Annotated in this window: 26 protein-coding genes, 1 tRNA gene and 1 riboswitch; of the genes, 15 read left to right on the plus strand and 12 right to left on the minus strand. The window is 64.8% G+C overall.

The annotated features are described in order from the left end of the window. Nucleotides 1–4: 4 nt before the first annotated feature. The 3 genes from AC56LW_RS22530 to AC56LW_RS22540 all read left to right on the plus strand — a co-directional run bounded on the left by AC56LW_RS22530 (nucleotide 5) and on the right by AC56LW_RS22540 (nucleotide 6,182). A complete protein-coding gene (locus tag AC56LW_RS22530; protein ID WP_499637836.1) occupies nucleotides 5–2,929 on the plus strand; it encodes a M16 family metallopeptidase in 2,925 nt (974 codons plus the stop codon). A 134-nt stretch (nucleotides 2,930–3,063) separates the two neighbouring features. Next, nucleotides 3,064–3,720 (plus strand): MEDS domain-containing protein, encoded by a 657-nt coding sequence (locus AC56LW_RS22535; protein WP_499637839.1) that lies wholly within the window; start codon nucleotides 3,064–3,066, stop codon nucleotides 3,718–3,720. Between the two features lie 14 nt (nucleotides 3,721–3,734). Then, entirely contained in the window at nucleotides 3,735–6,182 is a 2,448-nt protein-coding gene (locus AC56LW_RS22540; RefSeq protein ID WP_499637842.1) for a hybrid sensor histidine kinase/response regulator, read from the plus strand. On the opposite strand, the gene AC56LW_RS22545 is transcribed toward AC56LW_RS22540, so the two are convergent. The 9 genes from AC56LW_RS22545 to glyA all read right to left on the minus strand — a co-directional run bounded on the left by AC56LW_RS22545 (nucleotide 6,143) and on the right by glyA (nucleotide 13,171). Further along, nucleotides 6,143–6,775, minus strand: coding sequence for a riboflavin synthase (locus tag AC56LW_RS22545; RefSeq protein WP_332529828.1), 633 nt, complete (start codon nucleotides 6,773–6,775; stop codon nucleotides 6,143–6,145). The two genes, AC56LW_RS22540 and AC56LW_RS22545, sit on opposite strands and share 40 nt — an antisense overlap. 6 nt (nucleotides 6,776–6,781) lie before the next feature. Next, nucleotides 6,782–7,945: a bifunctional diaminohydroxyphosphoribosylaminopyrimidine deaminase/5-amino-6-(5-phosphoribosylamino)uracil reductase RibD gene (ribD, locus tag AC56LW_RS22550; protein ID WP_499637845.1), complete on the minus strand. Its 1,164-nt coding sequence runs from the start codon at nucleotides 7,943–7,945 to the stop codon at nucleotides 6,782–6,784. Between the two features lie 51 nt (nucleotides 7,946–7,996). Next, entirely contained in the window at nucleotides 7,997–8,590 is a 594-nt protein-coding gene (locus AC56LW_RS22555) for a GspH/FimT family pseudopilin (protein ID WP_499637848.1), read from the minus strand. Further along, nucleotides 8,587–9,075, minus strand: a complete 489-nt coding sequence (locus AC56LW_RS22560; RefSeq protein WP_499637851.1) for a type IV pilin protein — start codon at nucleotides 9,073–9,075, stop codon at nucleotides 8,587–8,589. Before AC56LW_RS22560 ends, AC56LW_RS22555 begins: the two co-directional genes overlap by 4 nt. A gap of 36 nt (nucleotides 9,076–9,111) precedes the next feature. After that, nucleotides 9,112–9,756, minus strand: coding sequence for a pilus assembly PilX family protein (locus AC56LW_RS22565; protein WP_499637854.1), 645 nt, complete (start codon nucleotides 9,754–9,756; stop codon nucleotides 9,112–9,114). A 7-nt stretch (nucleotides 9,757–9,763) separates the two neighbouring features. Continuing rightward, nucleotides 9,764–10,765 (minus strand): PilW family protein, encoded by a 1,002-nt coding sequence (locus tag AC56LW_RS22570; RefSeq protein WP_499637857.1) that lies wholly within the window; start codon nucleotides 10,763–10,765, stop codon nucleotides 9,764–9,766. Beyond that, nucleotides 10,762–11,289, minus strand: a complete 528-nt coding sequence (gene pilV / locus AC56LW_RS22575; RefSeq protein WP_499637860.1) for a type IV pilus modification protein PilV — start codon at nucleotides 11,287–11,289, stop codon at nucleotides 10,762–10,764. The genes AC56LW_RS22570 and pilV overlap by 4 nt, the downstream gene beginning before the upstream one ends. 103 nt (nucleotides 11,290–11,392) lie before the next feature. After that, nucleotides 11,393–11,860 (minus strand): transcriptional regulator NrdR, encoded by a 468-nt coding sequence (gene nrdR, locus AC56LW_RS22580; RefSeq protein ID WP_183550526.1) that lies wholly within the window; start codon nucleotides 11,858–11,860, stop codon nucleotides 11,393–11,395. A 63-nt stretch (nucleotides 11,861–11,923) separates the two neighbouring features. Next, nucleotides 11,924–13,171 carry a serine hydroxymethyltransferase gene (gene glyA, locus AC56LW_RS22585; RefSeq protein ID WP_499637863.1) on the minus strand — a complete coding sequence of 416 codons (1,248 nt, stop codon included), beginning with the start codon at nucleotides 13,169–13,171 and terminating at the stop codon, nucleotides 11,924–11,926. Between the two features lie 99 nt (nucleotides 13,172–13,270). Beyond that, a riboswitch (ZMP/ZTP riboswitch) is annotated at nucleotides 13,271–13,390 on the minus strand. A 174-nt stretch (nucleotides 13,391–13,564) separates the two neighbouring features. On the opposite strand from glyA, the gene AC56LW_RS22590 reads away from it, so the two are divergent. From AC56LW_RS22590 to AC56LW_RS22635, 10 genes are all read left to right on the plus strand, one after another. Beyond that, nucleotides 13,565–14,311, plus strand: coding sequence for an SDR family oxidoreductase (locus tag AC56LW_RS22590; protein WP_499637867.1), 747 nt, complete (start codon nucleotides 13,565–13,567; stop codon nucleotides 14,309–14,311). Between the two features lie 245 nt (nucleotides 14,312–14,556). Continuing rightward, a complete protein-coding gene (gene ybgC, locus AC56LW_RS22595; protein WP_499637870.1) occupies nucleotides 14,557–14,961 on the plus strand; it encodes a tol-pal system-associated acyl-CoA thioesterase in 405 nt (134 codons plus the stop codon). 23 nt (nucleotides 14,962–14,984) lie between these two features. Further along, nucleotides 14,985–15,668, plus strand: coding sequence for a protein TolQ (tolQ, locus tag AC56LW_RS22600; protein ID WP_183550516.1), 684 nt, complete (start codon nucleotides 14,985–14,987; stop codon nucleotides 15,666–15,668). 16 nt (nucleotides 15,669–15,684) lie between these two features. Beyond that, nucleotides 15,685–16,116: a biopolymer transporter ExbD gene (locus AC56LW_RS22605; protein ID WP_332529818.1), complete on the plus strand. Its 432-nt coding sequence runs from the start codon at nucleotides 15,685–15,687 to the stop codon at nucleotides 16,114–16,116. A gap of 24 nt (nucleotides 16,117–16,140) precedes the next feature. After that, the gene (tolA, locus tag AC56LW_RS22610; protein WP_499637873.1) at nucleotides 16,141–17,214 is read left to right on the plus strand and encodes a cell envelope integrity protein TolA; all 1,074 of its coding nucleotides are present in this window, start codon (nucleotides 16,141–16,143) and stop codon (nucleotides 17,212–17,214) included. A gap of 30 nt (nucleotides 17,215–17,244) precedes the next feature. Beyond that, complete coding sequence (gene tolB / locus AC56LW_RS22615; RefSeq protein ID WP_332529816.1) at nucleotides 17,245–18,516, plus strand: Tol-Pal system beta propeller repeat protein TolB; 1,272 nt, start codon at nucleotides 17,245–17,247, stop codon at nucleotides 18,514–18,516. A 33-nt stretch (nucleotides 18,517–18,549) separates the two neighbouring features. Then, the gene (gene pal, locus AC56LW_RS22620) at nucleotides 18,550–19,074 is read left to right on the plus strand and encodes a peptidoglycan-associated lipoprotein Pal (protein ID WP_332529815.1); all 525 of its coding nucleotides are present in this window, start codon (nucleotides 18,550–18,552) and stop codon (nucleotides 19,072–19,074) included. Nucleotides 19,075–19,204: 130 nt separating this feature from the next. After that, nucleotides 19,205–19,960 (plus strand): tol-pal system protein YbgF, encoded by a 756-nt coding sequence (gene ybgF, locus AC56LW_RS22625; RefSeq protein WP_499637876.1) that lies wholly within the window; start codon nucleotides 19,205–19,207, stop codon nucleotides 19,958–19,960. 73 nt (nucleotides 19,961–20,033) lie between these two features. Continuing rightward, nucleotides 20,034–20,109, plus strand: a tRNA-Lys gene (locus AC56LW_RS22630). Nucleotides 20,110–20,179: 70 nt separating this feature from the next. Further along, nucleotides 20,180–20,437: a hypothetical protein gene (locus tag AC56LW_RS22635; RefSeq protein WP_332529813.1), complete on the plus strand. Its 258-nt coding sequence runs from the start codon at nucleotides 20,180–20,182 to the stop codon at nucleotides 20,435–20,437. Nucleotides 20,438–20,501: 64 nt separating this feature from the next. Here the strand turns inward: AC56LW_RS22635 and AC56LW_RS22640 are convergent, their stop codons facing one another. The 3 genes from AC56LW_RS22640 to AC56LW_RS22650 are packed head-to-tail and all read right to left on the minus strand — an operon-like array spanning nucleotide 20,502 to nucleotide 23,536. Next, on the minus strand, nucleotides 20,502–21,311 hold the full coding sequence (locus AC56LW_RS22640) for an ABC transporter ATP-binding protein (protein ID WP_332529812.1): 810 nt from the start codon (nucleotides 21,309–21,311) through the stop codon (nucleotides 20,502–20,504). Nucleotides 21,312–21,324: 13 nt separating this feature from the next. Then, a complete protein-coding gene (gene ntrB, locus AC56LW_RS22645; RefSeq protein ID WP_499637879.1) occupies nucleotides 21,325–22,227 on the minus strand; it encodes a nitrate ABC transporter permease in 903 nt (300 codons plus the stop codon). Nucleotides 22,228–22,255: 28 nt separating this feature from the next. Continuing rightward, complete coding sequence (locus AC56LW_RS22650; RefSeq protein ID WP_332529810.1) at nucleotides 22,256–23,536, minus strand: CmpA/NrtA family ABC transporter substrate-binding protein; 1,281 nt, start codon at nucleotides 23,534–23,536, stop codon at nucleotides 22,256–22,258. A 418-nt stretch (nucleotides 23,537–23,954) separates the two neighbouring features. On the opposite strand from AC56LW_RS22650, the gene AC56LW_RS22655 reads away from it, so the two are divergent. Together AC56LW_RS22655 and AC56LW_RS22660 are read left to right on the plus strand one after the other, a co-directional pair. Beyond that, on the plus strand, nucleotides 23,955–24,149 hold the full coding sequence (locus AC56LW_RS22655) for a hypothetical protein (RefSeq protein ID WP_332529809.1): 195 nt from the start codon (nucleotides 23,955–23,957) through the stop codon (nucleotides 24,147–24,149). A 98-nt stretch (nucleotides 24,150–24,247) separates the two neighbouring features. Further along, the gene (locus tag AC56LW_RS22660; protein WP_332529808.1) at nucleotides 24,248–24,577 is read left to right on the plus strand and encodes a hypothetical protein; all 330 of its coding nucleotides are present in this window, start codon (nucleotides 24,248–24,250) and stop codon (nucleotides 24,575–24,577) included. Nucleotides 24,578–24,616: the final 39 nt, after the last annotated feature.

Here is a 24,616-nt window from a genome sequence, read left to right on the forward strand (position 1 = left end):
CCCAATGAGCAACAAATTCGTACGCGGCGCTTGCCTGGCCGCGTTGGTGTGCGTGTCCTCGCTGGCGCACAGTGCGCCCCAGGTCAGCGCGCCAAAGGCAGCCGTCTCGAAAATGGACGCGCTGCAGCTCGACGCCGTGATCCCGGTCGGCCCGCAGGTCAAGGTCGGCAAGCTCGCCAATGGCCTGACCTACTACATCCAGCGCAATGCGCGCCCCGAACACAAGCTCGAACTGCGCCTGGTCGTCAAGGCCGGCTCGATCCTCGAAGACGACGACCAGCGCGGCCTGGCGCACTTCGTCGAGCACATGGCGTTCAATGGCTCCACCAACTTTCGCAAGCACGAGCTGGTGTCGTACCTGCAATCGATCGGCGTGGGCTTCGGCGCCGACCTGAATGCCTACACCTCGTTCGACGAGACCGTGTACATCCTGCCGATTCCGACCGACAAGCCGCAGAACGTCACGCGCGCCTTCCAGGTGCTGGAAGACTGGGCCCATGGCGTGAGCTTCGATAGCGACGCCATCGACAAGGAGCGCGGCATCATCCTCGAAGAAGCGCGCCTGGGCAAAGGCGCCGCTGACCGCATGGGCAAGCAGATCTACCCGCGCCTGTTCAACGGCTCGCGTTACGCCGAGCGCCTGCCGATCGGCCGCGAAGACGTGCTGCGCAATTTCAAGCCCGAGACGCTCAAGCGCTTCTACAAGGACTGGTACCGGCCCGACCTGATGGCGGTCGTCGTCGTCGGCGACATCGATCCGGCGCAGGCCGAGAAGCTCGTCAAGCAGCACTTCACGCGCCTGAAGAATCCGGCCACGCCGCGCCCGCGCGACTACGCCGCGATTCCGGCGCGCGCCGACACCGAGGCGCTGGTCGTGACGGATCCGGAAGCCGATGGCAATGCGGTGCTGATCCGCTATCCGGTGCAACCGGTACGCGACCTGGGCACCGTGCGCGCCTACCGCGAAGAGCTGGTGCAGGGCCTGTTTGCGTCGATGCTCAGCGCGCGCCTGGCCGAGATCTCGCAACTGCCCGATGCGCCGTGGCTGGGCGCCAGCAGCTCGCTGGGCAAGCTGACCCCGCGCTACCGCGCTTACAACGCGTCGGCCGCCATTGGCCCGCGCGGCGCGCAGCCCGCCATTGCGGCGCTGGTCCAGGAAAACGAACGGGCACGCCAGCACGGCTTCGGCGTGCAGGAACTCGAGCGCGCCAAGAAAAACCTGATGCGCACCTACGAGCAGGCCTGGAACGAGCGCGCCAAGAGCGATTCGGGCACCTACGCCGCCGAGTACATCCGCAACTTCCTGCAGGACGAAGCCATCCCCGGCATCGAGACCGAATACCGCTACGTGCAGAACCTCGTGCCCGGCATCACGCAAGCCGAGATGAACGCCTACGCGCGCAGCACGATCCCGCAAGACTCCGGCAAGCTGGTGCTGTACACGGGCGTGGCCAAGTCCGACACGCCCACCGGCCCGCAATTGCTGGCCGCGGTGAGCGAAGCCGCGCGCCTGCCGGTCGAGCCATACGATGAAAAATTGCTGGCAGCGCGCCTGATGGAACGCCCGGCGCAACCCGGCACGATCACGCACGAAGAGCACGACAAGGCGCTGGGCCTGACGCGCCTCACCCTGTCGAACGGCGTGAAGGTGATCCTGAAACCCACCGACTTCCTGAATGACCAGGTGGTCCTGAGCGCGGCGCGCCCCGGCGGGCAAAGCCTGTTCCCCGACCAGGACATCCTGAACGCGCGCTTTTCCAATGCGATCGTGGCCAGCATGGGCGTGAAGGATTTCACCCCGCTGGACATGCGCAAGATCCTGGCCGGCAAGGCCGCCGGCGTGACCGTGGGCCTGGGCAGCTACACCGACGTGATCGCGGGCGCCTCGGGCGCCACCGACATCGAAACGATGCTGCAACTGCTGTGGCTGAAGTTCGCGGGCGTGCGCCGTGACGAAGACCTGTTCCACGCATATATCGACAAGCAGGCCGAGATTGCGCGCAATGCCAGCGGCCAGCCGGGGCGGCGTTTCGGCGACGCCGTGGTGTCGGCGCTGTTTGGCGACCACCCGCGCGCGCCACGTTCGCTCGACGCCGGCGAGTATGCCAAGATCGACCTGGATCGCAGCATCGCCATCTTCCGCCAGCGCTTCTCGAGCGCAAAGGACATGACCTTCATCCTGGTGGGCAGCTTCGACGAAAAGGCGATCCGTCCGCTGTTGACGAGCTATCTGGGCACCCTGCCCACGCCCGCGCTGCCGGTGGCGTACCGCGACGTGGGTCTGCGCCCGGTGACGGGCGTGGTCAAGCGCGAAGTGCGCAGCGGCACCGAGCCAAAGAGCAGTATCTCGATCAACTTCACGGGACCGGCCGTGTTCTCCGAGGCCGAGCAACTGCGCCTGTCGGCACTGATCGAAGTGACCAATCTGCGCATCATCGAGGTGCTGCGCGAAAAGATGGCGATGATCTACGGCGGGGGTGCCAGCGGCGCGCTCAGCAAGATCCCATACGGGAACTACTCGATCGGCATCAACCTGCCGACCGGGCCAGAAAATGTCGACAAGGTCGTGGCCGCGACGTTTGCCGAAATCAAGCGCCTGCAAGAGAACGGACCGGACGCCGCCGAGCTGGAAAAAGTGAAATCCGGCTGGATCCAGAACCATCGCCGCTCGCTGCGCGAAAATGGCTACTGGGTGGCGAACCTGCAATCGAGCCTGACCGAAGGCACCGATCCGGCGTCGATCCTGAAGGTCGAGCAGCAGGTGGCTGCGCTGACGGCGCAGGACGTGCAGGCGGCTGCGCGGCGTTACTTCGATACGAAGAACTATGTGCAGGTGGTGCTCAATCCGGAGCTGGCCAACAAGGCCGCGAACGTGGCCAGGGCGCTGGCCACGGGCAGGCAGGACGTGCCAGCAACGCCCGGCACCTGAGCCTCGCACGACCGTTCGCGTGGCGGCGGGCATCGTCTATACTGTGCGTGTCCGCTGCCGTTGCAGCGGACATCCGCCCACGTACAGATCAACGCCGGCGCCCGGCATCACCGGCGCTCTACTGGTGAAACACCATGCGCATTTCCGATAACCCGGTTCACCTGGCCGGCAAGCCCCTCACCCACGCGTGCCATGCCTGCGCCTTTTTTCATACGGACGAAGAAAAGTACCGTGTGCTGCTGCCGTTCATCCTGGAAGGCGTTGAACGCGGCGAACTGGCTGCCCACATCGTCAACCCGGCGCAGCGCGACATGCACCTGGCCCGGCTGGCGCAGGCGGGTGTGGACCTTGACGCCGCCCAGGCGCAAGGCCAGCTTGCCGTGCGCACCTGGGACGAGACCTATCTGCAGGACGGCAAGTTCGACCAGCAGCGCATGATCGCCACGCTGCTGGCGCTGATTGCGCCGGCTGACGCACCACCCGGAACCGTCACGCGCAATATCGCCGACATGGCATGGTCGCCCGGCGCGCGTCCCGACGCCCACGACATCGTCGAATACGAGGCGCGCCTGAACCAGGTACTCCCTGAGCACCACAACCCGATCGTCTGCACCTACGACCTGACGCATTTCAGCGCCGATATCGTGATCGACATCCTGCGCACCCACCCGATGGTGATCATCGGCGGCATCCTGCAGGAAAATCCTTTCTTCGTGCCGCCGGCCGAGATGCTCGAGGAGCTCGAAGCGCGTCGCCTGGCAGGAGTCACGCCGGCCAGCGCTGCGCGATAGGCAGGCACACCGGCATGCATTCACCCGACGAGTACCGCGCCGAGATCGACCGCCTGCGCAAGACCACGCGCGACCTGGTGGCCATGACCACCCTGCCAGCCGTCTGGGGCGACCTGCCGCCGGAAGGTGTCATCGACAGCCTGGCCAGCGTCCTGCTCAACACCCTGAACCTGGATCTGGTCGGTATCCACCTGCCGGGCAAGGGCGAGACCGATCCGCTGGAAGTCATCCGCCTACGGCGCGGCGAGACCGGCGACACGCTTCCCGCCGCGCGCGCGGCGCTCGATGCCGCCATGCAGTCGGGCGCCGTAGATGGCGTGCAGCCGGCAACGCTGCAAACCGGCGACGCATCACTGCAATTGGGCACCGCCCGCTTTGGCATCGGCAACGATCCCGGCGTCGTGGTCATCGGCGCGCGGCGCGCCGGCTTTCCATCCGAGCACGAGCGCCTGCTGCTGGGTGTGGCCGCCAACCAGGCCGCCGCCATCCTGCAGCGGCGCCTGGCCGAACGCGCGCTGGCGCGCAGCGAGTCGCGCTTTCAGGACCTGGCCGATGCCGCACCGGCCATGCTGTGGGTCACCGAACCCGATGGCAAACTCTCGTTCCTGTCGCGCGCCTGGCACGAATTCACGGCCCAGGACCGGGGAACGAGCCTGGCGTTCGGCTGGACGGCAGCCGTGCATCCCGATGAGCGCGACGCGGCGCTGCACGCGGTCGTCGATGCCAATGCGCGCCGCGTGCCATTCAGCATGGAGCATCGGCTGCAGCATGTCGTCGATGGGTACCGCTGGGTGATTGCGACCGGACAGCCGCGCTTTGCGGCGAACGGCGACTTCCTGGGTTTTGTCGGCAATGTGCTCGACATCAGCGACCGCAAGCGCACCGAACAGGCGCTGCACGAGACGCGCGACACGCTCGTGACGATGTTCGACGCCCTGCCGGTGGGCGTGGCCGTGGCCGGCCAGGACGGCAAGCTGTTGCTGTCGAACGAGGCAATGCACCGCTACCTGCCCACCGGCGTGCTGCCATCGCTGGACGAAGAGCGCTACATGCGCTGGACCGCGTTCGATGCGGCTGGCCGGCCGCTTGAGCGCCGTGATTTCGCCGGCGCACGCGCGGCGCGCGGCGAGCGCGTCGTCCCGGGCATCGAAGCGCGCTACCTGGGCGACGATGGTGTCGAGATCTGGACGCAGGTGGCGGCCGTGCCGCTCAAGGGCCGCGACGATGTCACACGCGGCCACGTGGCGATCGTTACCGACATCGACGCCTTCAAACGCACCGAAGCAGCGCTGCGCCTGGCCGAATCCCGCCAGCGCGAACTGTTTGACGAAGTGGCCAGGGCCAACCGCAACCTGAGCGAATTCCTGGCCGTGCTGGCGCACGAACTGCGCAATCCGCTGGCCCCTTTGATGACGGGCCTGGAATTACTGCGCGTAGGTCCCCGCGACCCCGCCGTGGCGGCCAATGTGCGCGACATGATGGAGCGCCAGGTCCGGCAACTGGCGCACCTGATCGACGACCTGCTCGACATTGCGCGCGTCACCAACGGCAAGGTGGAGATACGCAAGACCCGCGTCGACCTCAACGCGATCGTGAACAATGCGGTCGAGACCAGCCTGCCGCTGATCGACAAGCATCGGCATGCATTCGACCTGCAGCTGCACGCTGCGCCGCTGCCGGTACAGGCCGACGCCACCCGCATCGCACAGGTGATCGGCAACCTGTTGACCAATGCGGCCAAGTACACGCCGCCGGGTGGCGCGCTGTCGCTGTACGTGACGCAGGACGGGACTGACGCCGTCATCACCGTCACCGACAACGGCGTCGGCATTCCCGCCGCCTCACTGGAATCGGTGTTCGAGATGTTCAGCCAGGTGGGCAGCAACCGCCAGCACGCGCAGGGCGGCCTGGGCATCGGCCTGTCGCTGGTACGCCAGCTAATCGATTTGCATGGCGGCACGGTCAGTGCGCACAGCGAGGGCATCGGCAAGGGCAGCACGTTCGTGGTCAGGCTCGCGCTCGCTCAGGCGACAGTGGCGCCGGCGCCTGCCAACGCGCCAGCAGCACTGGGCGCGCCAGTCGGGCCGCTGCGCATTCTCGTCACGGACGACAATGTCGATGCGGCGGTGACGTTGTCAATGCTGCTCGAGATGGAGGGCCACGCCGTTACGGTCGCCCATGACGGACAGCGGGCGCTGCAGGTGGCCGCGCAATACCGGCCGGACATGGTGTTTCTTGATATCGGCCTGCCGGACATGTCGGGCCACGACGTGGCGCGCGCCTTGCGGCAGATCGCCGGGCTTGAACGCTGCACCATTGTCGCTGTTTCCGGCTGGGGCGCGCAGGACGACCTGGCGCGCTCGCGCGCCGCCGGCTTCGATGCGCACTTCACCAAGCCGGTGGACTCGAGCCGGGTACTCGATTACCTGGCGGTGGTCGCTGCCAGCATGCGCTCGACGTAGCGCGCAATCAGGTCGATCTCGAGATTGACGCGCGAACCGGCCGCCAGGTGGCGCAGCGTGGTGACCTCGATCGTGTGCGGAATCAGGTTGATCGAGAAGCGGCAGACTTTCTGGCCGCCCTCTTCCAGGTCAGCCACGCGATTGACGGTCAGCGACACGCCATTGACGACGATCGACCCCTTATAGGCCAGGAATTTGCCCAGCTCGTGCGGCGCATCGATGATCAGTTCGCGCGATTCGCCGACCGGTTCGAAGCTGTGCACGACGCCCAGGCCGTCGACGTGGCCCGACACCAGGTGCCCGCCCAGGCGCTCGGCCAGCGTCAGGGCTTTCTCGAGGTTGACTTCACCGGGCGCGTCCAGGCCCACGGTCTTGTTCAGGCTTTCGCGCGAGACGTCCACCGTGAACCCTGTGGCGCTCTTTTCGGTGACGGTCATGCAGGCGCCGTTGATGGCGATCGAGTCGCCCAGACCCACGTCGGCCAGCGACAGCGGGCCGGCATCGATGGCGAGACGCACGCCGGCGTCCAGGCCGCCGGCCAGCGGCGCAACGGAAGTGATGGTGCCGACAGCGGCGACGATTCCAGTAAACATACGACGTTATTCCTTGTTGGGGGTAGCAGAGGATGGGGAAGCAGCTTCGGCAAAGCGGGCCAGGATGCGCAGGTCGTCGCCCACGCGCGTGACGTCGTGGAAGCGCAACTGGCGCCGCTCGGTCAGTTGCGTGAGCGGCGGCAGGTCGAACATCCCCTGCCCCGGGCCGATCAGGCTGGGCGCCAGGTAGACCAGCAATTCGTCGACGCAGCCTTCGCGCACGAGCGAGGCATTGAGCTTGCTGCCCGCTTCGACGTGGACTTCATTGACTTCGCGCCGGCCCAGTTCGCGCATCAGCGCCGGCAGGTCGACCTTGCCGTGGGCGTTCGGCAGGTACAGCACGTCGTGGCCGGCGGCGCGCAGGGCAGCGGCTTTCTCGCCGCCCGGTTGTTCGGCTGCGGCGATGAGCCAGCACGGTTCGCCCTGCAGGATGTGCGCATCCAGAGCGATCTCGAGGCGGCTGTCGACGATCACGCGGCGCGGCTGCATCGGTGTGGCCAGGCCCCGTACGGTGAGCTGCGGGTTGTCGGCCTTGACGGTGCCGATGCCGGTGACGATCGCGCTGGCCCGCGCGCGCCAGGCGTGGCCGTCGGCGCGGGCGTCGGGGCCGGTGATCCACTGGCTTTCGCCGCCGGCCAGGGCCGTGGCGCCATCCAGGCTGGCGGCCACTTTCAGGCGCACCCACGGCAGGCCGCGCACCATGCGCGAGAAAAAGCCGATATTCAGTTCCTGCGCTTCGCACGCCATGATCCCGGAGCGCACGGCGATGCCCGCTGCTTCCAGCTGCGCCAGGCCACGACCGGCGACGAGCGGATTGGGGTCGACCATGGCCGCCACCACGCGCCCCAGGCCGGCGGCGATCAGCGCGTCCGAACAGGGCGGCGTGCGGCCGTGGTGGCTGCACGGTTCGAGCGTGACGTAGGCGGTGGCACCACGCACATCGTTGCCGCGCGCGGCGGCGTCGCGCAGCGCCTGGATTTCAGCGTGCGCCTGGCCGGCCGGTTGCGTGTGGCCGGCGCCGATGACGACGTCGTCCTTGACGATCACGCAGCCGATGCGGGGATTGGGCGCAGTGATGAACATGCCGCGCGCCGCCCAGGCCAGCGCCGCGGCCATGCCTTCGGTGTCGTTGAGAATCGGTTGGCTGTCGTGCGTCACGTGGTCTTTCATCGGTGTGCATCGTGCAATGCGCTTGGTTTCAAGCTTGTTGTCAGTCTTGTTTCAGGGCGGTGCGGCGACGCCATCGCAGCCGGCGTCATGCGCCGGGTTGCACAGGCGCGGGCGGCCAAGCAGATTGATTTTAATACGACGTACCCCGCCGCCGTGGAACAGCGACAGCGTGCCCGGCCGTGCCGCGGCGCTGCTCGTATCGCTGCAACTGCGTCCCGCGCCATTGTAGGCGATGTATTGCGGGGCTGCAGGGCTGGCAAAGGAATAGCTCACCTGCACCCCCTGCGGCAGCGTGGCGCGCACGGCCAGAATCTCGTCGCCTGCGCCCGCCTGGCGATTGTTGTCGCGATCGACGTACACGGTCCAGCCGCGTGACCAGTCGATGCCGGCTGCGTCGTTCGCTGTGAGGATCACGGGTTCGTTGCGGGCAATCGCCATCGATCGGGTGAGCTGGACTGCACTGTAGAGGTCGCCTGCGGCCACGCGCAGTTCCTGGCCCTGCACGATCCGGTGCAGGCCGGGCGCCGCCAGCGACGACGTGATCGCCACCATGCCCAGCACCACGGCCAGTTCGGCCATCGACAGGCCGGTGCAGTGGCGGCGCAGGATCGCGCGGGCCAGCGTGGCCTCAAGGCGCGTTGTCATGGCCAGCAGCGTGTGGACTGGCCGCTTGCGCCAGTTGAGCCGCTCGAACCACCAGCCCCGCTGGCGCCCTGCGCGCCGGTGCTGTCCAGCGTCAGCGTGCCGCATTCCGGATCGGCAAATGCAGTATTGACATTGACCGTGCCGGGCCGCGCACGCAGCACGATGCAGGCGGCAATCGTCTGCTCGGGACAGGCCTCGCCGTCGAGCTCATAAGCACTGGCTGCGGCGCTGTTGCCGAGCCAGGTGCGGAACTGGCCCGCTTCAAAGGCGCCCGTGGCCATCGAGAACGCGACATAGCTGTGATGCTGGGCGCGGTATTGCTCCTGGCGCTGCATCAGGTCGAGCAGCGCCAGCTGGGCTTCGACCCGGCGCGCCTTGACGATCTGGCGCGCATACGACGGATAGGCCACCGATGTCAGGATGCCGACGATCGCCAGCACCAGCAGCAGTTCGATCAGCGTGAAGCCATTGCGGTGTCGGGTCATGATGTGCTCCTGTTTGCCCCTGTTTGCCCGGGTACGTCATTCGGATGCCGCGGCGACCAGCGCGGACCAGTTGCCGATCTCGCGCCAGCCGACGCGCCGGCCATGCCCGCCGGCGGGTGGCAGGCGGTAATAGGCCTGGACGGCGGCCCCGGCGCCCTGCATGCTGCCGGCACCGCGCGCGGCGATACGGTAGAGCGGGCCGTCGGCGGACGCCGGCATCAGCTCGATCAGGTAGCGTGGCGTCTCGAGTGGCAAGCCGCCGTCCCCTGTGGGCAGCGTGGCGCCGGTGAAGGTGCCGAACGGGATGGCCGGGCCGTCGTCAAGCGCCAGCCGGGCCAGTTGACCATTGGCGTCGGCGTCGTGCGCGCACAAACCGTTGTACGGCCGGGCGCCCAGGCACGCGCCGACGAAGGCATCCGCACTGCCGCTGCGGATCGCGTTGGCGCGCGCCGAGCCTGGCGCTGCGCCGCCGTCGATATCGTGTTCGGCATCGAGCAAGGCGGCGTGGGCCATGTGCAGGGCCAGCGCGCGCTCGCGTTCGTATGCCGCGGCACGGGTGCTTTGCAGGGCGCCGCGCGCCGAGGCGATGCCTGTCATGAGCACGGCCAGCATCAGCACCAGCGCGGTGATGAGCGCGATGCCGGCCTGGCGCCGTGGGATAGGGAAACGCTGATGGCGCATACGCTGCTCAACGCGGCGCGACCGGCGGCGCAGATGGCGGCACGCCGGGTGGAGCGACAGGCACCGCAATTGGCACCGCGACTGGCACCGCGATCACCGCGCCATACACCTTGTGCATGCGCGCATCGCCGTCGCGATCGAGGTCGGCCGCCGCCAGCCGGACACCTAGATCGGCAGCCGCCAGCGCACCGTCATACCCCGGACCGAACAGCCAATGGACGAGGCCCTCACCGGCATCAGGCGCCTGACGCGGCCCATGCAGCAGCAAGCCGACCCGTACGCTCGCAACGTGCTTCCAGTGGCTGCGCGTACGCAGGTCGGCGGCCAGCTCATCTGGAGTCGACCCGGCCAGCACCAGCGCCGCGTCGAGCGCCCGGATCGCGCTGGCGTTCACGTATCGATTGGGCGCGCCATCGCCATCGGTATCGAGTCCGTACAGCACCTGGAAGCTGTCGACGTGGCCTGCCACGGCATCGGACGACCAGTTGCCGGCGCCCCGGTATTTGCAGCGCAGTTCAGCGTCGCCCTGCGCATTGCGTGCTACATAAAAAATGCTCCAGCCTTCCTGATCGCGATGCACGGGAAAGCCAGCGCAATCGAGCGTGCCGCCGTCGCCATGCGGCGGCGCGCCGGTGCCGGCAAAGCGCAGCGCCAGCACATCGCTGCCGTTGACCGTCGCCGGAAGCGGCGCATCGATGCCGGCGCCGGCATGGGTCAGCGAGGCAGCATCCAGCCCGGCGATCGCGGCAGGTAGCGCAGGATCGATCACCGGATGCGCCGCCCAGTCGACGTGGCCTGCCAGGCGCACGGCGCGCGCCAGCGCATCGAGCGCGTAGCGACCGGCGTCGTCCATCTCGGCCGCTTCGAGCAGCGCCGCATGTGCACGTGTGGCGCCGATCAGCAGCGAGCCAGCCGCCAGCAGCACGGCCAGGCCGAGCGTCATCGCGACCATGAATTCGGCGATGGTAAAGCCAGCCTGACGCACACACCGGTACCGATGGATCCTCATCGCGCCACCATCAGCACGAATGCCGGCAGGTCATCGTTGCCGTGCCAGCCGATCTTGATGGCCACGGCCGCATGCGCCCCGCCGCTGCACGCCCACCGATAGCGGCGACTGCCGGCATCCCACGGCGCCGCATCGCGGCATACGGCAATGCGCCCGCCGGGAAAACGCCGGTGCACGAGCAGGCGCGTCTCATCGAGATCGAAGGCCGCCAGCGCCAGCGGATCGCATGCGGCAGTGCCGAAGCACGCGGCGGCGGCGACAGGCGGGCCGTCGGCAACGGCGTCGTAATCGAGCGACAGATAGGGATTGCCCGCATCGGGCAGGCTGGCCAGCGGCAGATTGGCGCCAATGCGCGCCGCCAGCGAGCTTGCCAGCTGGCCCGCTTCGGCCATCAGCGCTGCCTGCTGTTGCGTGCGCTGCGCCGCCAGCTGGGCCGCCCCGGCGCCGACGATGCCGATGGCGAGCACGAACAAGGCCACCAGCACTTCGATGAGCGTAAAACCGTGGTGTGAATGGTTGCGCACCCAAGCCTCCCGATAACGAGCTACGACGTTATCAGGCCGGCTTTGCACGCCCGTGCGTCGGCGCAAGCGTACGCCGCGCCAATCGGGGAACCTTGAAAAGGGATTAGTTGTCGAGCTTGCGCTGGTGCCCGACTTCGGCCAGCGCTGCCTGGAAGGAATCCAGGTCTTCGAAATTCTTGTAGACCGATGCGAAGCGGATATACGCGATCTTGTCGAGGCCCTTCAGCTCTTGCATCACGAGCTCGCCCACATGGCCGGTATCGACTTCGCGCAGACCGCTGGTGAGCAGCTTTTCTTCGATGGAGGCAACGGCCTTGTCGATCGCTTCGGCTGCCACCGGCCGCTTGCGCAGCGCCAGCATCAGGCTGCCGCGCAGCTTCGAGGAGGCAAACTCGGTGCGGCTGCCGTTCTTCTTGACGATGATCGGCATCGACAGTTCGATGCGCTCATAGGTGGTAAAGCGCTTGTCGCACTTGCCGCAGCGGCGCCGGCGCCGGATGGCGTCCCCCTCCTCCGATACGCGGGTATCGAGGACTTGTGTATCTTCATGCTGGCAAAAGGGACATTTCATGGCGCCGGGGCTGCAATACTACATGGGGTACTTCCGGGCCGGCGAACCGGCCCGGAAGGCAAATCAGGCAGCGTAGACCGGATACTGGCTGGTCAGTTTCTTGACTTCGCCCTTGACACGCTCGATGGTCGCAGCGTCGTGCGGGTTGTCCAGCACATCGGCGATCAGGTTGCCCACGGTGACGGCGTCTTCTTCGACAAAGCCACGCGTCGTGAAGGCCGGGCTGCCCAGGCGAATGCCCGACGTGACGAACGGCTTTTGCGGGTCGTTCGGGATGCCGTTCTTGTTGCAGGTCATGTGCGCCTGGCCCAGGATGGCTTCGGCTTCCTTGCCCGTCAGGTTCTTGGCGCGCAGGTCGACCAGCATCACGTGCGATTCGGTGCGACCCGACACGATGCGCAGGCCACGTGCGGTCAGCGTGTCGGCCAGTGCCTTGGCGTTCTTGACGACCTGCTGCTGGTAGGTCTTGAACTCAGGCGTCAGCGCCTCCTTGAACGCGACGGCCTTGCCGGCGATGACGTGCATCAGCGGGCCGCCCTGGATACCAGGGAAGATGGCCGAATTGATGATCTTCTCGTGCTCGGCCTTCATCAGGATGATGCCGCCGCGCGGGCCGCGCAGCGACTTGTGCGTGGTCGAGGTGACGAAGTCGGCGAACGGCACCGGGTTCGGGTACTCGCCTGCAGCGATCAGGCCGGCGTAGTGGGCCATGTCGACCATGAAGTAGGCGCCGACGGCCTTGGCGACCTTGGCGATGCGCTCGAAGTCGATCTTCAGCGAGAACGCCGATGCGCCGGCGATGATCATCTTCGGCTTGTGCTCGTGCGCCTGGCGCTCGAGCGCCTCGTAGTCGATGTCTTCTTCAGCGGTCAGGCCGTACGAGACGACGTTGAACCACTTGCCCGACATGTTCAGCGGCATGCCGTGGGTCAGGTGGCCGCCTTCGGCCAGCGACATGCCCATGATCGTGTCGCCTGGTTTCAACACAGCGAAGAACACGCCCTGGTTCGCCTGCGAACCCGAGTTCGGCTGCACGTTGGCGGCTTCCGCGCCAAACAGTTGCTTCAGGCGGTCGATTGCCAGCTGCTCGACGATGTCGACGTATTCGCAGCCGCCGTAGTAGCGCTTGCCCGGATAGCCTTCGGCGTACTTGTTGGTCAGTTGCGAGCCCTGCGCTTCCATGACGGCTGGCGAGGTGTAGTTTTCGGACGCGATCAGCTCGATGTGGTCTTGCTGACGGACGTTTTCCTTCTGAATGGCATTCCACAGATCCGGATCGACATTGGCCAGCGTATGGTCTTTAGCAAACATGTAAAACTCCAATCGATAGTAATCCAGGCAACGAGCGGCGCTGTGTGCGGGTGCGGGAGCCAAAGGGCGCGGGCAGCCGCGATCGAACGCGTACCGGTTGATGGCTGCCCAGGCGAACGGCGTATGGCGTCTCACGTTCCCCGGTGGGTACCCACCTTTGCCGCGCCGCGCACCAATCGGTGGCGCTTGTGCGGTGTTTCGCCAGTTACGTGAGACGTAAAGTCCGCAAATTGTACTGAACTCCCCATTGAAGGGCAAGGAAAGCGCCGTCCTGGTGACCCGCCGGGGCGTAATCGCCCGCCCGCCACGGCGTCCTGGTCATTTCGGCTACAATTTTGCAACCCTGCATCTGCCTGCGCACTGCTCCCTCACTGCCCTTTTCAAGGATTCATCATGATCGTCCTCATCACCGGCGCATCGGCCGGCTTCGGCGCCGAAATGGCGCGCACCTTCGTCTCGCACGGCCACCGCGTGATTCTGGCAGCCCGCCGCACCGACCGCATCGCCGATCTGGCAGGCGAACTGGGCGACGCCGCCCTGCCGGTAACGCTCGACGTCACCAGCCGCGCGTCGGTCGAGGCTGCGCTGGCCGGCTTGCCGGCCGACTGGAAGGGGATCGATGTGCTGATCAACAATGCCGGGCTGGCCCTGAATACGGTGCCAGCGCACGAAGTGCCGCTGGAAGACTGGGAAACCATGATCGCCACCAATTGCAAAGGCCTGGTGACGATGACCCGGCTCGTGCTGCCCGACATGGTCGCGCGCGGCAGCGGACTGGTCATCAATATCGGCTCGACTGCCGGCCACTACCCTTACCCGGGCGGCAATGTGTACGGCGCCACCAAGGCCTTCGTGGAACAGTTCACGCTCAATCTGCGCGCCGATCTCGTCGGCACCGGCGTGCGTGCCACCAATCTGGCGCCGGGCTTGTCCGGCGGCACGGAATTCTCCAACGTGCGCTTCAAGGGCGACGATTCGGCAGCAGCCAAAGTGTACGAAGGCACGACGCCGCTGAGCGCAAAGGATATTGCCGACACCGCGTACTGGATCGCGACGCTGCCACCGCACGTCAACGTCAACAGCATCGAACTGATGCCGACCTGCCAGGGCTTTTCGCCATTCACCATCAAGCGCGCCTGACCCGGCGAGTGACCGCGCGGCGGTTACGCTGGCACGCTGAATGGCAACCGATAGCGTGCCCGCCATTTGTGAGAAAATGTTACAGTGATTGGTCTTTTTGCCAAGTTTCAAGTCTACTACCGCTCAAAAGCACGATTTTGTGCGAGGGGTACGTAAGTAATTTCCACGCTCGACGGCCGGAAACGGTGATATCGAGAAGGAAACTCGCGTAGAATGTTTCTCATGTTCATGTATCGGCAGTAACAATGTCTTCAGTATTTAACTGGCCAGTCAGGGTGTATTACGAAGATACCGACGCTGGCGGCATTGTTTTCTATGCCAACTACCTGAAATTCTTTGAACGCGCCCGCACCGAATGGCTTCGGTCACTCGGCGTGCAGCAACAATCCCTGCTCGACGCGGACAACACTGCCTTCGTCGTCAAGAACGTGACCCTCGATTATCACGCTGCGGCGCGCCTCGACGACCAGTTGACGATACAAACCAGTGTTGCCAGGCTGGGCCGCGCATCGGTCCAGTTTCTGCAGCAGGCCTGGTGCGGTGAAACCCTGCTCAATACGGCGAGCGTGACCGTGTGTTGTGTCGATATTGCAACAATGCGCCCGCGCCCCTTGCCTGACCACGTGGCTGCTAAAATGCGTGCCGCCTGAATACATACCTAAATAAATAGCCCATGACCGTCACCCCAGACCTTTCATTCGTCGCCCTGATCGGCAATGCCCACGTGCTGGTGCAATTGATTATGGCCTTGCTGTTGCTGCTGTCGATCGTGAGCTGGACGTACATCTTCCGCAAGGTATTCGCGATCCGCGCCGCACGTGCGCAGACCGAGCAGTTCGAGCGCAGCTTCTGGGCCGGCGGCAATCTGCACACGCTGCACCAGAGCGCCAGCAGCCAGCGTGACCAGAGCGGCGCCCTGGCCCGCATCTTCGAATCCGGCATGGGTGAATTCATCAAGGGCAAGCAAGCGTCGCGCGAAACGCTCGACATGAACTCGGTGCTCGACGGCGCTCGCCGCGCCATGCGCGCCTCGTTCCAGCGCGAACTCGATGCACTGGAATCGCACCTGAACTTCCTGGCGTCGGTCGGCTCGGTCTCGCCGTACATCGGCCTGCTCGGTACCGTCTGGGGCATCATGAACGCGTTCCGCGGTCTGGCCAGCGTCGAGCAGGCCACGCTGGCCATCGTCGCACCCGGCATTGCCGAAGCACTGATCGCGACCGCGATCGGCCTGTTTGCCGCGATCCCGGCCGTGGTGGCATACAACCGCTTCACGCACGATATCGACCGCCTGGCCAACCGCTTCGAGAGCTTCGTCGAAGAATTCTCGAACATTCTCCAGCGCCAGTCGCGCTGATCCAGGGAGCCCGACCATGGCCTTTTCCAGCAGCATGCGCGGCGGACGTCGCCGCAAGTTCAAATCCGAGATCAACGTCGTGCCGTACATCGACGTGATGCTGGTGCTGCTCATTATTTTCATGGCAGTGCCAGCCAATCAGGCGCCGAGCGTGGTCAACCTGCCGCGCGCCGAGAAATCGGCGCTGCCGCCGGACACCTATATCCAGATTTCGATCGAACCCGAAAATCGCCTGTCAATCGGCGTGCAGGGCAAGGGCCGCGTGGCCCAAGAAGACGTGGCCGACCGCTCTGCCCTTCTGCAGCGCCTGCGCGCGCTGCATGAAGAACATCCCGATTATCCGGTGCTGATCGCGGGCGACCGCGAGAGCAAGTACGACGACGTCATCCAACTGATCTCGGAAGCCAAGAAGATGGGTATCAACCGGGTTGGCCTGGCCACCCAGTGATGTCGATGCATTGATGCCTAGAATATGCCCGAAATAAAGCCAGACAACGCCGGCGTGCCGTACCACGTGCCGCCAGAACCGAGCCGCCTGCCATCGTTCCTGCTGGCAGTGGCCGTGCACGCCGCGTTGCTGGCGTTTCTGTGGATCGGCGTGAGCTGGACGGCCAAGACGCCGATCACCGTCGAGGCCGAAGTATGGGACATGTCGGTACAGACGGCCGCCGCGCCCGAGCTGCCGCCCGAGCCTACCCCGGAGCCTGAGCCAACCCCTGAACCGGAGCCAGCGCCCGAGCCGACGCCGGAACCCGTGCGCACACCGCCACCGCCACCGCCACCGGTGGTCGAAGAGCCGGCGCCAAAGCCGGCACCGGATATCGCGCTGCAGCGCGAAAAGGAACGCAAGGCCGAGGAAGCCAAGAAGAAGGCGCTGGCCGAGAAGCGCGACGTGGAAAAACGCGAGCGTGACGAAAAGCTCGCCGAGCAAAAGAAGAAGGACGAGGCAGAACGCAAGCAGAAAGAGAAAGAAAAAGAGCTGCTGGCGAAGAAGGAAGCGGACGAGAAGAAGAAAGAAGCTGAAAAGGAAGCCGACAAGAAAGCGGCAGCGCTGGCCGCGGCGGAAAAGAAAAAAGAAGCGGACGAGAAAAAGAAAGCCGAACAGGTCGCGGCGGCGGCCGAGAAGAAGAAGGCGGACGCCGCCAAAGCCAAAGCGGCCGCTGCCGAAGACGCCAAGCTCGCGAAGCTGCGTGCCGACGAACTCAAGCGCATGGCCGGCGCCATGGGCAGCGGCGGCAGCGCCGCCAAGTCGACGGGCCCGAAATCGGACGGCGGTTATATTGCCGCGATCACGGCGGCGATCAAGAGCAGCACGGCCTATCCGGGCAACACCGATGTGTCGGGAAATCCACGCGCCACGTTCCGCGTCGACCAGTTGCCGACCGGTGAAATCATGTCGGTCAGGTTGGTGAAAAGCAGCGGTGTGCCAGAATTTGACAGGGCAGTGGAAAATGGTATCAAGAAAGCATCGCCACTGCCCAAAAAGAAGGACGGGACGGTAGAGCGTACGCTTGACGTGAATTTCTCGATGCGCGATTACGATTGATTCGGTTCGAACCAGTTTACAAGAGAAACTATGAAAAAAATCCATTTCCTGCTGTTTAGCGCTTCCCTCGCCATGGGATCGGCAGCCAATGCGCAGCTGCAAATCGAAATCGCCGGTGTCGGCAGCAACCAGATTCCGGTCGCCATTGCGGCCTTCGCTGACGAATCCGTCGCACCCGATAAGGTCTCGGCCGTCATCCGCGCCGACCTCGAGCGCAGTGGCGTGTTCAAGGTCATCGACGCTGGCCAGGTCATCAGCGACCGTGACGCCGGCAGCATCAACCTGGCCGCCTTCAAGGCCAGCGGCGCCGACGCGCTCGTGGTCGGCAGCGTGTCGAAGCAGCCAGATGGCCGTTTTGCCATCCGCTACAAGCTGATGGACACGGTCAAGGGCGGCGAAATCTCGCAGATGGGCGGCGAAGTGCAGCCCCGCTACACGCGCCTGCAGGCGCACCGCATTGCCGATGACGTCTATGAAAAGCTGACCGGCGTGCGCGGCATCTTCTCGACCCGCATTGCCTACGTGAAGGCCGACAGCGGCGCCAAGCGCTATATCCTGGCCGTCTCGGATGCCGATGGCGAGAACGAAGTCATCGCCACCCAGGGCAAGGAACCGATCATTTCGCCATCGTGGTCGCCGGACGGCTCGAAAGTCGCCTACGTCTCGATGGAAGACCGCAAGCCGGTCGTCTATCTGCAAGACCTGATGACGGGTCGCCGCAATGTGATATCGAACCAGAAGGGCAACAACTCGGCGCCATCGTGGTCGCCGGACGGCTCGACGCTGGCCGTGGCCCTGTCGAAGGACGGCAATACCGAGATCTATTCGGTCAATTCGGGCGGTACCGGCCACAAGCGCCTGACCAACAACCCGGCGATCGACACCGAGCCGCAGTTCTCGGCCGACGGCCGGACCATTTATTTCACGAGCGACCGCAGCGGTGGCCCGCAAATCTACAAGATGAGCGCAGCCGGCGGCAACGCCACCCGTGTGACGTTCAATGGCAGCTACAACATCAGCCCGCGCGTGTCGTCCGACGGCAAGACGCTGGCCTGGATTTCGCAGCGCGGCGGCGCTTACTCCTTATATGCGATGGACCTGGCCAGCGGCCAGGAACTGCGCCTGGCCGATGGGGCCACCGAACCGAGTTTTTCGCCTAACGGCAAGTACATCATGTATGCAACCAAGGGTGGCGGTCGCACCTCGCTGGCCGTGGTGTCTGTGGATGGACGAGTCAAGCAACGCTTGACGACCAAAGCGGGAAACATTCGGGAGCCCAGCTGGGGTCCCTTCATGAAGTAAGAAGTAAAACCTCAACATAACAGGAGAAAATCCATGCGCAACTTCAAGAGTGTAGCTTTCATCGTTTCCACCGCAGCCCTGCTGGCCGCTTGCTCGTCGCCAACCAAGCTGAACGAAACCCCGGTCGTCGAGAAATCGCCAACCCCGGCAGCGCCAGCTGCTGATCCACGCGACATCAACCCGGTCCAGACCGGCAGCGTCGATCCGCTGAACGACCCACAAGGCGTTCTGGCCAAGCGCAGCATCTACTTCGACTACGACAGCTTCGTCGTGCGCGCTGATGGCCAGCCAGTGGTCCAGAACCACTCGGCGTTCCTGACCAAGAACACGTCGCGTAAAGTCCTGATCCAGGGCAATACCGATGAACGCGGCGGCACCGAGTACAACCTGGCCCTGGGCCAGAAGCGTGCTGAAGCCGTCCGTCGTTCGATGGCGTCGCTGGGCGTGTCGGAAGGCCAGATCGAAGCCGTGTCGCTGGGCGAAGAAAAGCCAAAAGCCACCGGCAGCAACGAAGAATCGTGGGCTGAGAACCGCCGCGCAGACATCGTCTATCAATAATCGATTCGGCTGAACAAGCCGGACAGGTTCGATTGACAGGGGGCGGGACGCAGTGCAGACTGCTACCCGCCCCTTGTTTTATCTCAGCAACCGCCGAAGTCACCGGCTTAGTAGAAAGAACACAACGCTTATGCTCAAACTGTCCAAGTCCCGCCTCGCATGCCTCGTGCTGGCCCTGTCGATGCCACTGCACGCCGTCGCCGGCCCGTTCGACGACGAAGAAGCGCGCAAGGCCATCCTGGACCTGCGCACCAAGGTCGACAACATCACGCGCGACCTGACCGCACGCATCGACAGCAAATCGGACAAGACGGTGCAGATCGAAATGCTCAACCAGCACGAGCAGACGATGCAGGAAATCGCCCGCCTGCGCGGCCAGATCGAAGTGCTGGCCAATGAAGTCGCCAAGGCCCAGAACAGCCAGAAGCAGCTGTACGCCGACCTCGACGCGCGCCTGAAAAAGGTCGAGCCACGCGCCGAAGTGATCGACGGCCAGGCCGCCGAAGTGCTGCCCACCGAAAAGACCGCGTACGAAGCCGCCACCGCGATGTTCCAGTCGGGCGACTACAAGGGCGCCTCGGTCGCGCTGCAGGAATTCGTGCGGCAGTTCCCGCAGTCGCCGTACGCATCGAACGCGCAATACTGGCTCGGCAACACCTTCTACGCACTGGGCGACTACAAGAAGGCCATTGCGGCGCAGCAGGTCGTCACCACCACCTACGGCACGAGCCAGAAGGTCCCGGACGCGATGCTCAATATCGCCAGCAGCTACGCCCTGCTCAAGGACAACAAGAACGCGAAGAAGTCGCTCCAGACGCTGGTGGCGAAGTACCCGGATTCGAGCGCCGCGCAGACTGCGCGCGATCGGCTGGCGTCGCTGAAGTAACGGCAAAGGCACACCACACACCGGGCGCGGCATTTGACAGCGCCCGTGTCGCCCCCTATAATCTTGCTTCTTCGGGTCGTTAGCTCAGCTGGTAGAGCAGCGGACTTTTAATCCGTTGGTCGCAGGTTCGAATCCCGCACGGCCTACCAAAGATTCAGCAGAAAAGCCAACCTTCGGGTTGGCTTTTTTGTGTTCCGCTCATATTAGGATGATCCCACCATGACTTATGAAGATTTTCTCGACGAGGTGACCACGCTCCTCACGGAGATGTATGACCTCACCGACGAAGCGGCGATCAAGCTGGTGGTCGACGCGCAAGCCAACGATTACTTTGTCGCACACGACGACAAGGAAGAGCTGCGCACCGCCGAGCAAGCCAAGCTGGACGCCACCGCGCTCCACGAAGGCAAGCAGAACCGCAACCAGACGCAGCGCAAGCAGCAGCAGCGTCAGGTGCAGAAGAAAAAAGCCGTTTAAGCAGACATCGCCGCTCAGTGAAGAACCGTAGGGTGGACGGCTCTGCCGTCCACCCTACCGCGTGTCAAGCCGCTACGGCCGGATGCGCCTGCTTGCGGTACAAGAACTCCAGCACCTGCCGCCGATGCTCGGTATAGCGCGCATCCTGCGCCAGCGCCACCCGGTCGCGCGGCCGCTCGAGTTCCACGGCGACGATCTCGCCGATCGTGGCTGCCGGCCCATTGGTCAGCATGACGATCCGGTCGGACAACAGCACTGCCTCGTCCACATCGTGCGTCACCATCACCACGGTGGATTTCGTGGCCGCCACGATCTTGAGCAGCTCATCCTGCAAATGCGCCCGCGTGAGCGCGTCGAGCGCGCCAAACGGCTCATCCATCAGCAGGACCTTCGGCTGCATCGCCAGCGCCCGTGCGATGCCGACGCGCTGCTTCATGCCGCCCGAGATTTCATGCGGCCGCTTGGTTTCGGCGCTCGTCAGGCCCACCAGCGCCAGCGCATCCATCGTCCGCTCGCGCAACTGGGCCCGGGTTTCAAGTGAGCCAAACACCCGCTCGACACCCAGATGGATGTTCTCGTAGCACGTCAGCCATGGCAGCAGCGAGTGATTCTGGAACACGACCGCGCGCTCCGGTGACGGGCCGCCGATCTCGCGGCCCGCGCAGATCAGCAGCCCAGCAGTGGGCTTGAGCAAACCGGCCACCAGGTTCAGCAGCGTCGACTTGCCACACCCCGAGTGGCCGATCAGTGTGATGAATTCGCCCTTGCTGACCGTGAGGTCGATCCCCTGCAACGCCGGGAACACGCCCTTCTTGGTATGAAACGCCATCTCGACACCGGTGATGTCGATGAATTTTTTTTGCAGTTCGTCCATGATCGAAACCCTTTCAGTTAGCCACTTGTTCGTGGGTCAGTGCGCGTGCCAGCGACACCAGCGCCAGTTCGAGCAGCAGGCCGACCACGCCGATGATGGCAATGGCGATGATGATGTGTGCCACGTTCAGGTTGTTCCACTCGTCCCATACCCAGAAGCCGATGCCCACGCCGCCGGTCAGCATTTCAGCTGCCACGATGACGAGCCATGCAGTGCCAATGGCCAGGCGCACACCGGTCAGGATGTACGGCAGCGCCGATGGCAGCAGGATCTTGGTGAGGATCTTCCATTCCGACAGGTTCAGCACGCGCGCCACGTTCATGTAGTCCTGCGGCACGCGCTGCACGCCGACGGCCGTGTTGATGATCATCGGCCAGATCGAGCAGATGAAGATCGACCAGATCGCCGCCGGGTCGGCCGACTTGAAGACCAGGAGGCCAATCGGCAGCCAAGCGAGCGGCGAGACCGGCTTGAGCAGGCTGATGATCGGGCCGAACATGCGGCTGACAAATTGCACGCGCCCGATCACGAAGCCCAGCGGAATGCCGATCAGCGCCGCCAGGCCGAAGCCGATCGCCACGCGCTGCAGCGACGCCAGCACGTTCCAGCCGATGCCCTGGTCGTTGGGGCTGTTGCGGTAGAACGGATCGGCGAACAGTTCGAGCGCCGCCTGCCACGTGACCAGCGGCGACGGAAACGCCTCGTTCTGCGCGGCGATCACTTGCCATACCAGCAGCACGAGCGCGATGCCGGTCAGCGGCGGCGCCACACGCCGGACTGCCGTGGCAAACGGCTGTGCGCGGCGCGCAGCGACGGCGGCGGCCGGCTTGCGCGGGGGCGCGGCGCGCGCCGGGCCGCTGACAGCCACCGGCACTGGCGCCGGCTCGTTGGGAACGGATTTCAACAGGGCATTCATGACGGCTCCTCGCAGTACGGGTGGATGGTCAAGCCTTGACCTTGAACGACGCGGCGTACGCCTGTGGGTTCTTGCCATCCCACACGGTGCCGTCCATCAGCTTCGATGTGCGCAGCAAGCCCGCCGGGACCGGCGTCTTCGTCATCGTGGCCGCGTCCTTGTACAACTGGACCTGATTGACCGCCGTGGCCACGGCCAGGTAATCCGGATCGCTCTTGAGCAGGCCCCAGCGGCGATGCTGCGTCATGAACCACATGCCGTCGGACAGGTACGGGAAGTTGACCAGGCCGTCGTTGTAGAACTTCATGTGGTTCGCGTCGTCCCAGGTCTTGCCCATGCCGTTCTGGTAGCGGCCCATGATGCGCTGGTCGATCGCATCCTTGCTGGTGTTGACGTACGACTTGGCGGCGATCACTTCAGCCATCTTGTTCTTGTTGGCCAGCGACGCATCGATCCACTTGCCCGCCTCCAGGATGGCGGCCATCATCGCCCGGCACGTGTTCGGATTGGCCTTGGCAAATTCCAGCGTCGAGCCCAGCACCTTCTCGGGGTGGTCGCGCCAGATGTCCTGGGTCGTCGTGGCGGTGATGCCGATGCCGTCCATGATGGCGCGGTGGCCCCACGGTTCGCCCACGCAGAAGCCGTCCATGTTCCCGATGCGCATATTGGCCACCATCTGCGGCGGCGGCACGGTGATGACCTTGGCATCCTTCATCGGATTGATGCCATTGGCGGCGAGCCAGTAATACAGCCACATCGCGTGGGTGCCGGTCGGGAACGTTTGCGCGAATGTGTAGTCGCGTTTTTCGGTGCGCATCAGCTTGGCGAGCGAGGCGCCGTCGACCGCGCCCTTGGTGGCCAGTTGCTTCGACAGCGTGATGGCCTGACCGTTGTTGTTCAGGCCCATCAGCACGGCCATGTCCTTCTTCTGGCCGCCAATGCCCATCTGCACGCCGTACAGCAGGCCGTACAGCACGTGGGCGGCGTCCAGGTCGCCGTTGGCGAGCTTGTCGCGCACGCCGGCCCACGAGGCCTCTTTGCTCAGCACGAACTTGACGCCGTATTTCTTGTCAAAGCCCAGCACCGACGCCATCACGACCGATGCGCAATCGGTCAGTGGAATGAAGCCGATCTTGATCTCGGTCTTTTCGGGCTTGTCCGACCCCGCCGCCCATGCCCCGCCCCCGGCCAGCCCCAGCAGGCCACCGGCCGCTGCCAGCGAGGCACCCTGGATGATGTTCCTGCGCGTCCCATCGACGTTCGTACCGGTGGACGAATTGCCCTGCGCTTGACGCTGTTGATTTTCCATTGCAAATCCCAAAAAGTGATCAGGCAAAAAAAAACGGCTACCCCACATGAACGTGTTCATGCATTGGTAGACGTCGTTGTCCGGGGAGGCGGGGCCAGCGTTGGCATTCACCTCGTGCGCTCCGTTGCGCATTACTCATTACGCAAGCTTCGTGCCAGTGGCCGGCGCAGAGTGAGCGTGAGAATGGCCGCTGCTGCGGTGCACCGCAGCATGGCGCGCGGAGCGCACTACGATTGCGCAGCGCCTCTTTTTGGACGGTCCTGCAGGCCGGGCAAGCTGGCTGTCCGTACGCGCGCACGGTTGACAACGTGGCCTTCCACAACCCAATGCGTGCATGCTAGGATTGTTTATTGCCTCAAACACAAGCAGAAGCACAGTACTGACCGTGCACCGCCGGGGCCTGCAACTGGAGCCATCAATGCACACCGAACAAGTCCAGCGTCACCGCACGCCGATCCATACGGCGACCGCCGTCGACCGCAGCAATCCGAAGAAGCCGCGCCGTCATATTGCGCAAGACATCGTCTCGAGCAGCCGCCGCCTGCGCCAGCGCATCGGCGTGGTCGCGGTCGTCTGCATCGGCCTGGCCACGTTGCTGGTGGCGTTCGAGTAAGCCGCCGCATTTCGCCCCGCATTACGCCCCGCATTGCGCCTTGCCCGCGCCGTTACGGCCGGGCTATACTGCGCCGTCACCCGTTCAGCCAGGATCGCATGTCGCTGTTGCACACGCTACGCATTACGCACACCAGCACGGCCCTGCGCCGGTTGCTCCTGTGCGTGTGCGCGCTGATCCTGGCACTGCAACTCATCGGCAGCTCGTATCACGACCATGACTTGGCCGAGCAGTTGTCCGACTGCGTCAGCTGCCAGGTTGCAGCCCATGCCACGGCCGACCTGCCGGCCGTGTCGCCACAATTGCTGGCCGTCTTCCTGGCGGTCGTCTACCTCCTCGCGCGCCTGCCGCGCCCTGCGCCGTTCTACCGGCGCCAGTACCTGATCCCTTCCCCCCAGGCGCCACCACGCCACCAGTCCGTCCACTGATCCGCTCGTGCGCCGCCGCGGCTACCAACGTGGCCTGAC

The sequence above is a fragment of the Telluria sp. LT2P80 genome (genome assembly GCF_059685955.1).

Excerpts from the sequence above, each read along its gene's own strand:
- AC56LW_RS22530 (WP_499637836.1), top strand. The coding sequence starts at position 5 with ATGAGCAACAAATTCGTACGCGGCGCTTGCCTGGCCGCGTTGGTGTGC.
- AC56LW_RS22535 (WP_499637839.1), top strand. The coding sequence starts at position 3,064 with ATGCGCATTTCCGATAACCCGGTTCACCTGGCCGGCAAGCCCCTCACC.
- AC56LW_RS22540 (WP_499637842.1), top strand. The coding sequence starts at position 3,735 with ATGCATTCACCCGACGAGTACCGCGCCGAGATCGACCGCCTGCGCAAG.
- AC56LW_RS22545 (WP_332529828.1), bottom strand. The coding sequence starts at position 6,775 with ATGTTTACTGGAATCGTCGCCGCTGTCGGCACCATCACTTCCGTTGCG.
- ribD (WP_499637845.1), bottom strand. The coding sequence starts at position 7,945 with ATGAAAGACCACGTGACGCACGACAGCCAACCGATTCTCAACGACACC.
- AC56LW_RS22555 (WP_499637848.1), bottom strand. The coding sequence starts at position 8,590 with ATGACAACGCGCCTTGAGGCCACGCTGGCCCGCGCGATCCTGCGCCGC.
- AC56LW_RS22560 (WP_499637851.1), bottom strand. The coding sequence starts at position 9,075 with ATGACCCGACACCGCAATGGCTTCACGCTGATCGAACTGCTGCTGGTG.
- AC56LW_RS22565 (WP_499637854.1), bottom strand. The coding sequence starts at position 9,756 with ATGCGCCATCAGCGTTTCCCTATCCCACGGCGCCAGGCCGGCATCGCG.
- AC56LW_RS22570 (WP_499637857.1), bottom strand. The coding sequence starts at position 10,765 with ATGAGGATCCATCGGTACCGGTGTGTGCGTCAGGCTGGCTTTACCATC.
- nrdR (WP_183550526.1), bottom strand. The coding sequence starts at position 11,860 with ATGAAATGTCCCTTTTGCCAGCATGAAGATACACAAGTCCTCGATACC.
- glyA (WP_499637863.1), bottom strand. The coding sequence starts at position 13,171 with ATGTTTGCTAAAGACCATACGCTGGCCAATGTCGATCCGGATCTGTGG.
- AC56LW_RS22590 (WP_499637867.1), top strand. The coding sequence starts at position 13,565 with ATGATCGTCCTCATCACCGGCGCATCGGCCGGCTTCGGCGCCGAAATG.
- ybgC (WP_499637870.1), top strand. The coding sequence starts at position 14,557 with ATGTCTTCAGTATTTAACTGGCCAGTCAGGGTGTATTACGAAGATACC.
- tolQ (WP_183550516.1), top strand. The coding sequence starts at position 14,985 with ATGACCGTCACCCCAGACCTTTCATTCGTCGCCCTGATCGGCAATGCC.
- AC56LW_RS22605 (WP_332529818.1), top strand. The coding sequence starts at position 15,685 with ATGGCCTTTTCCAGCAGCATGCGCGGCGGACGTCGCCGCAAGTTCAAA.
- tolA (WP_499637873.1), top strand. The coding sequence starts at position 16,141 with ATGCCCGAAATAAAGCCAGACAACGCCGGCGTGCCGTACCACGTGCCG.
- tolB (WP_332529816.1), top strand. The coding sequence starts at position 17,245 with ATGAAAAAAATCCATTTCCTGCTGTTTAGCGCTTCCCTCGCCATGGGA.
- pal (WP_332529815.1), top strand. The coding sequence starts at position 18,550 with ATGCGCAACTTCAAGAGTGTAGCTTTCATCGTTTCCACCGCAGCCCTG.
- ybgF (WP_499637876.1), top strand. The coding sequence starts at position 19,205 with ATGCTCAAACTGTCCAAGTCCCGCCTCGCATGCCTCGTGCTGGCCCTG.
- AC56LW_RS22635 (WP_332529813.1), top strand. The coding sequence starts at position 20,180 with ATGACTTATGAAGATTTTCTCGACGAGGTGACCACGCTCCTCACGGAG.
- AC56LW_RS22640 (WP_332529812.1), bottom strand. The coding sequence starts at position 21,311 with ATGGACGAACTGCAAAAAAAATTCATCGACATCACCGGTGTCGAGATG.
- ntrB (WP_499637879.1), bottom strand. The coding sequence starts at position 22,227 with ATGAATGCCCTGTTGAAATCCGTTCCCAACGAGCCGGCGCCAGTGCCG.
- AC56LW_RS22650 (WP_332529810.1), bottom strand. The coding sequence starts at position 23,536 with ATGGAAAATCAACAGCGTCAAGCGCAGGGCAATTCGTCCACCGGTACG.
- AC56LW_RS22655 (WP_332529809.1), top strand. The coding sequence starts at position 23,955 with ATGCACACCGAACAAGTCCAGCGTCACCGCACGCCGATCCATACGGCG.
- AC56LW_RS22660 (WP_332529808.1), top strand. The coding sequence starts at position 24,248 with ATGTCGCTGTTGCACACGCTACGCATTACGCACACCAGCACGGCCCTG.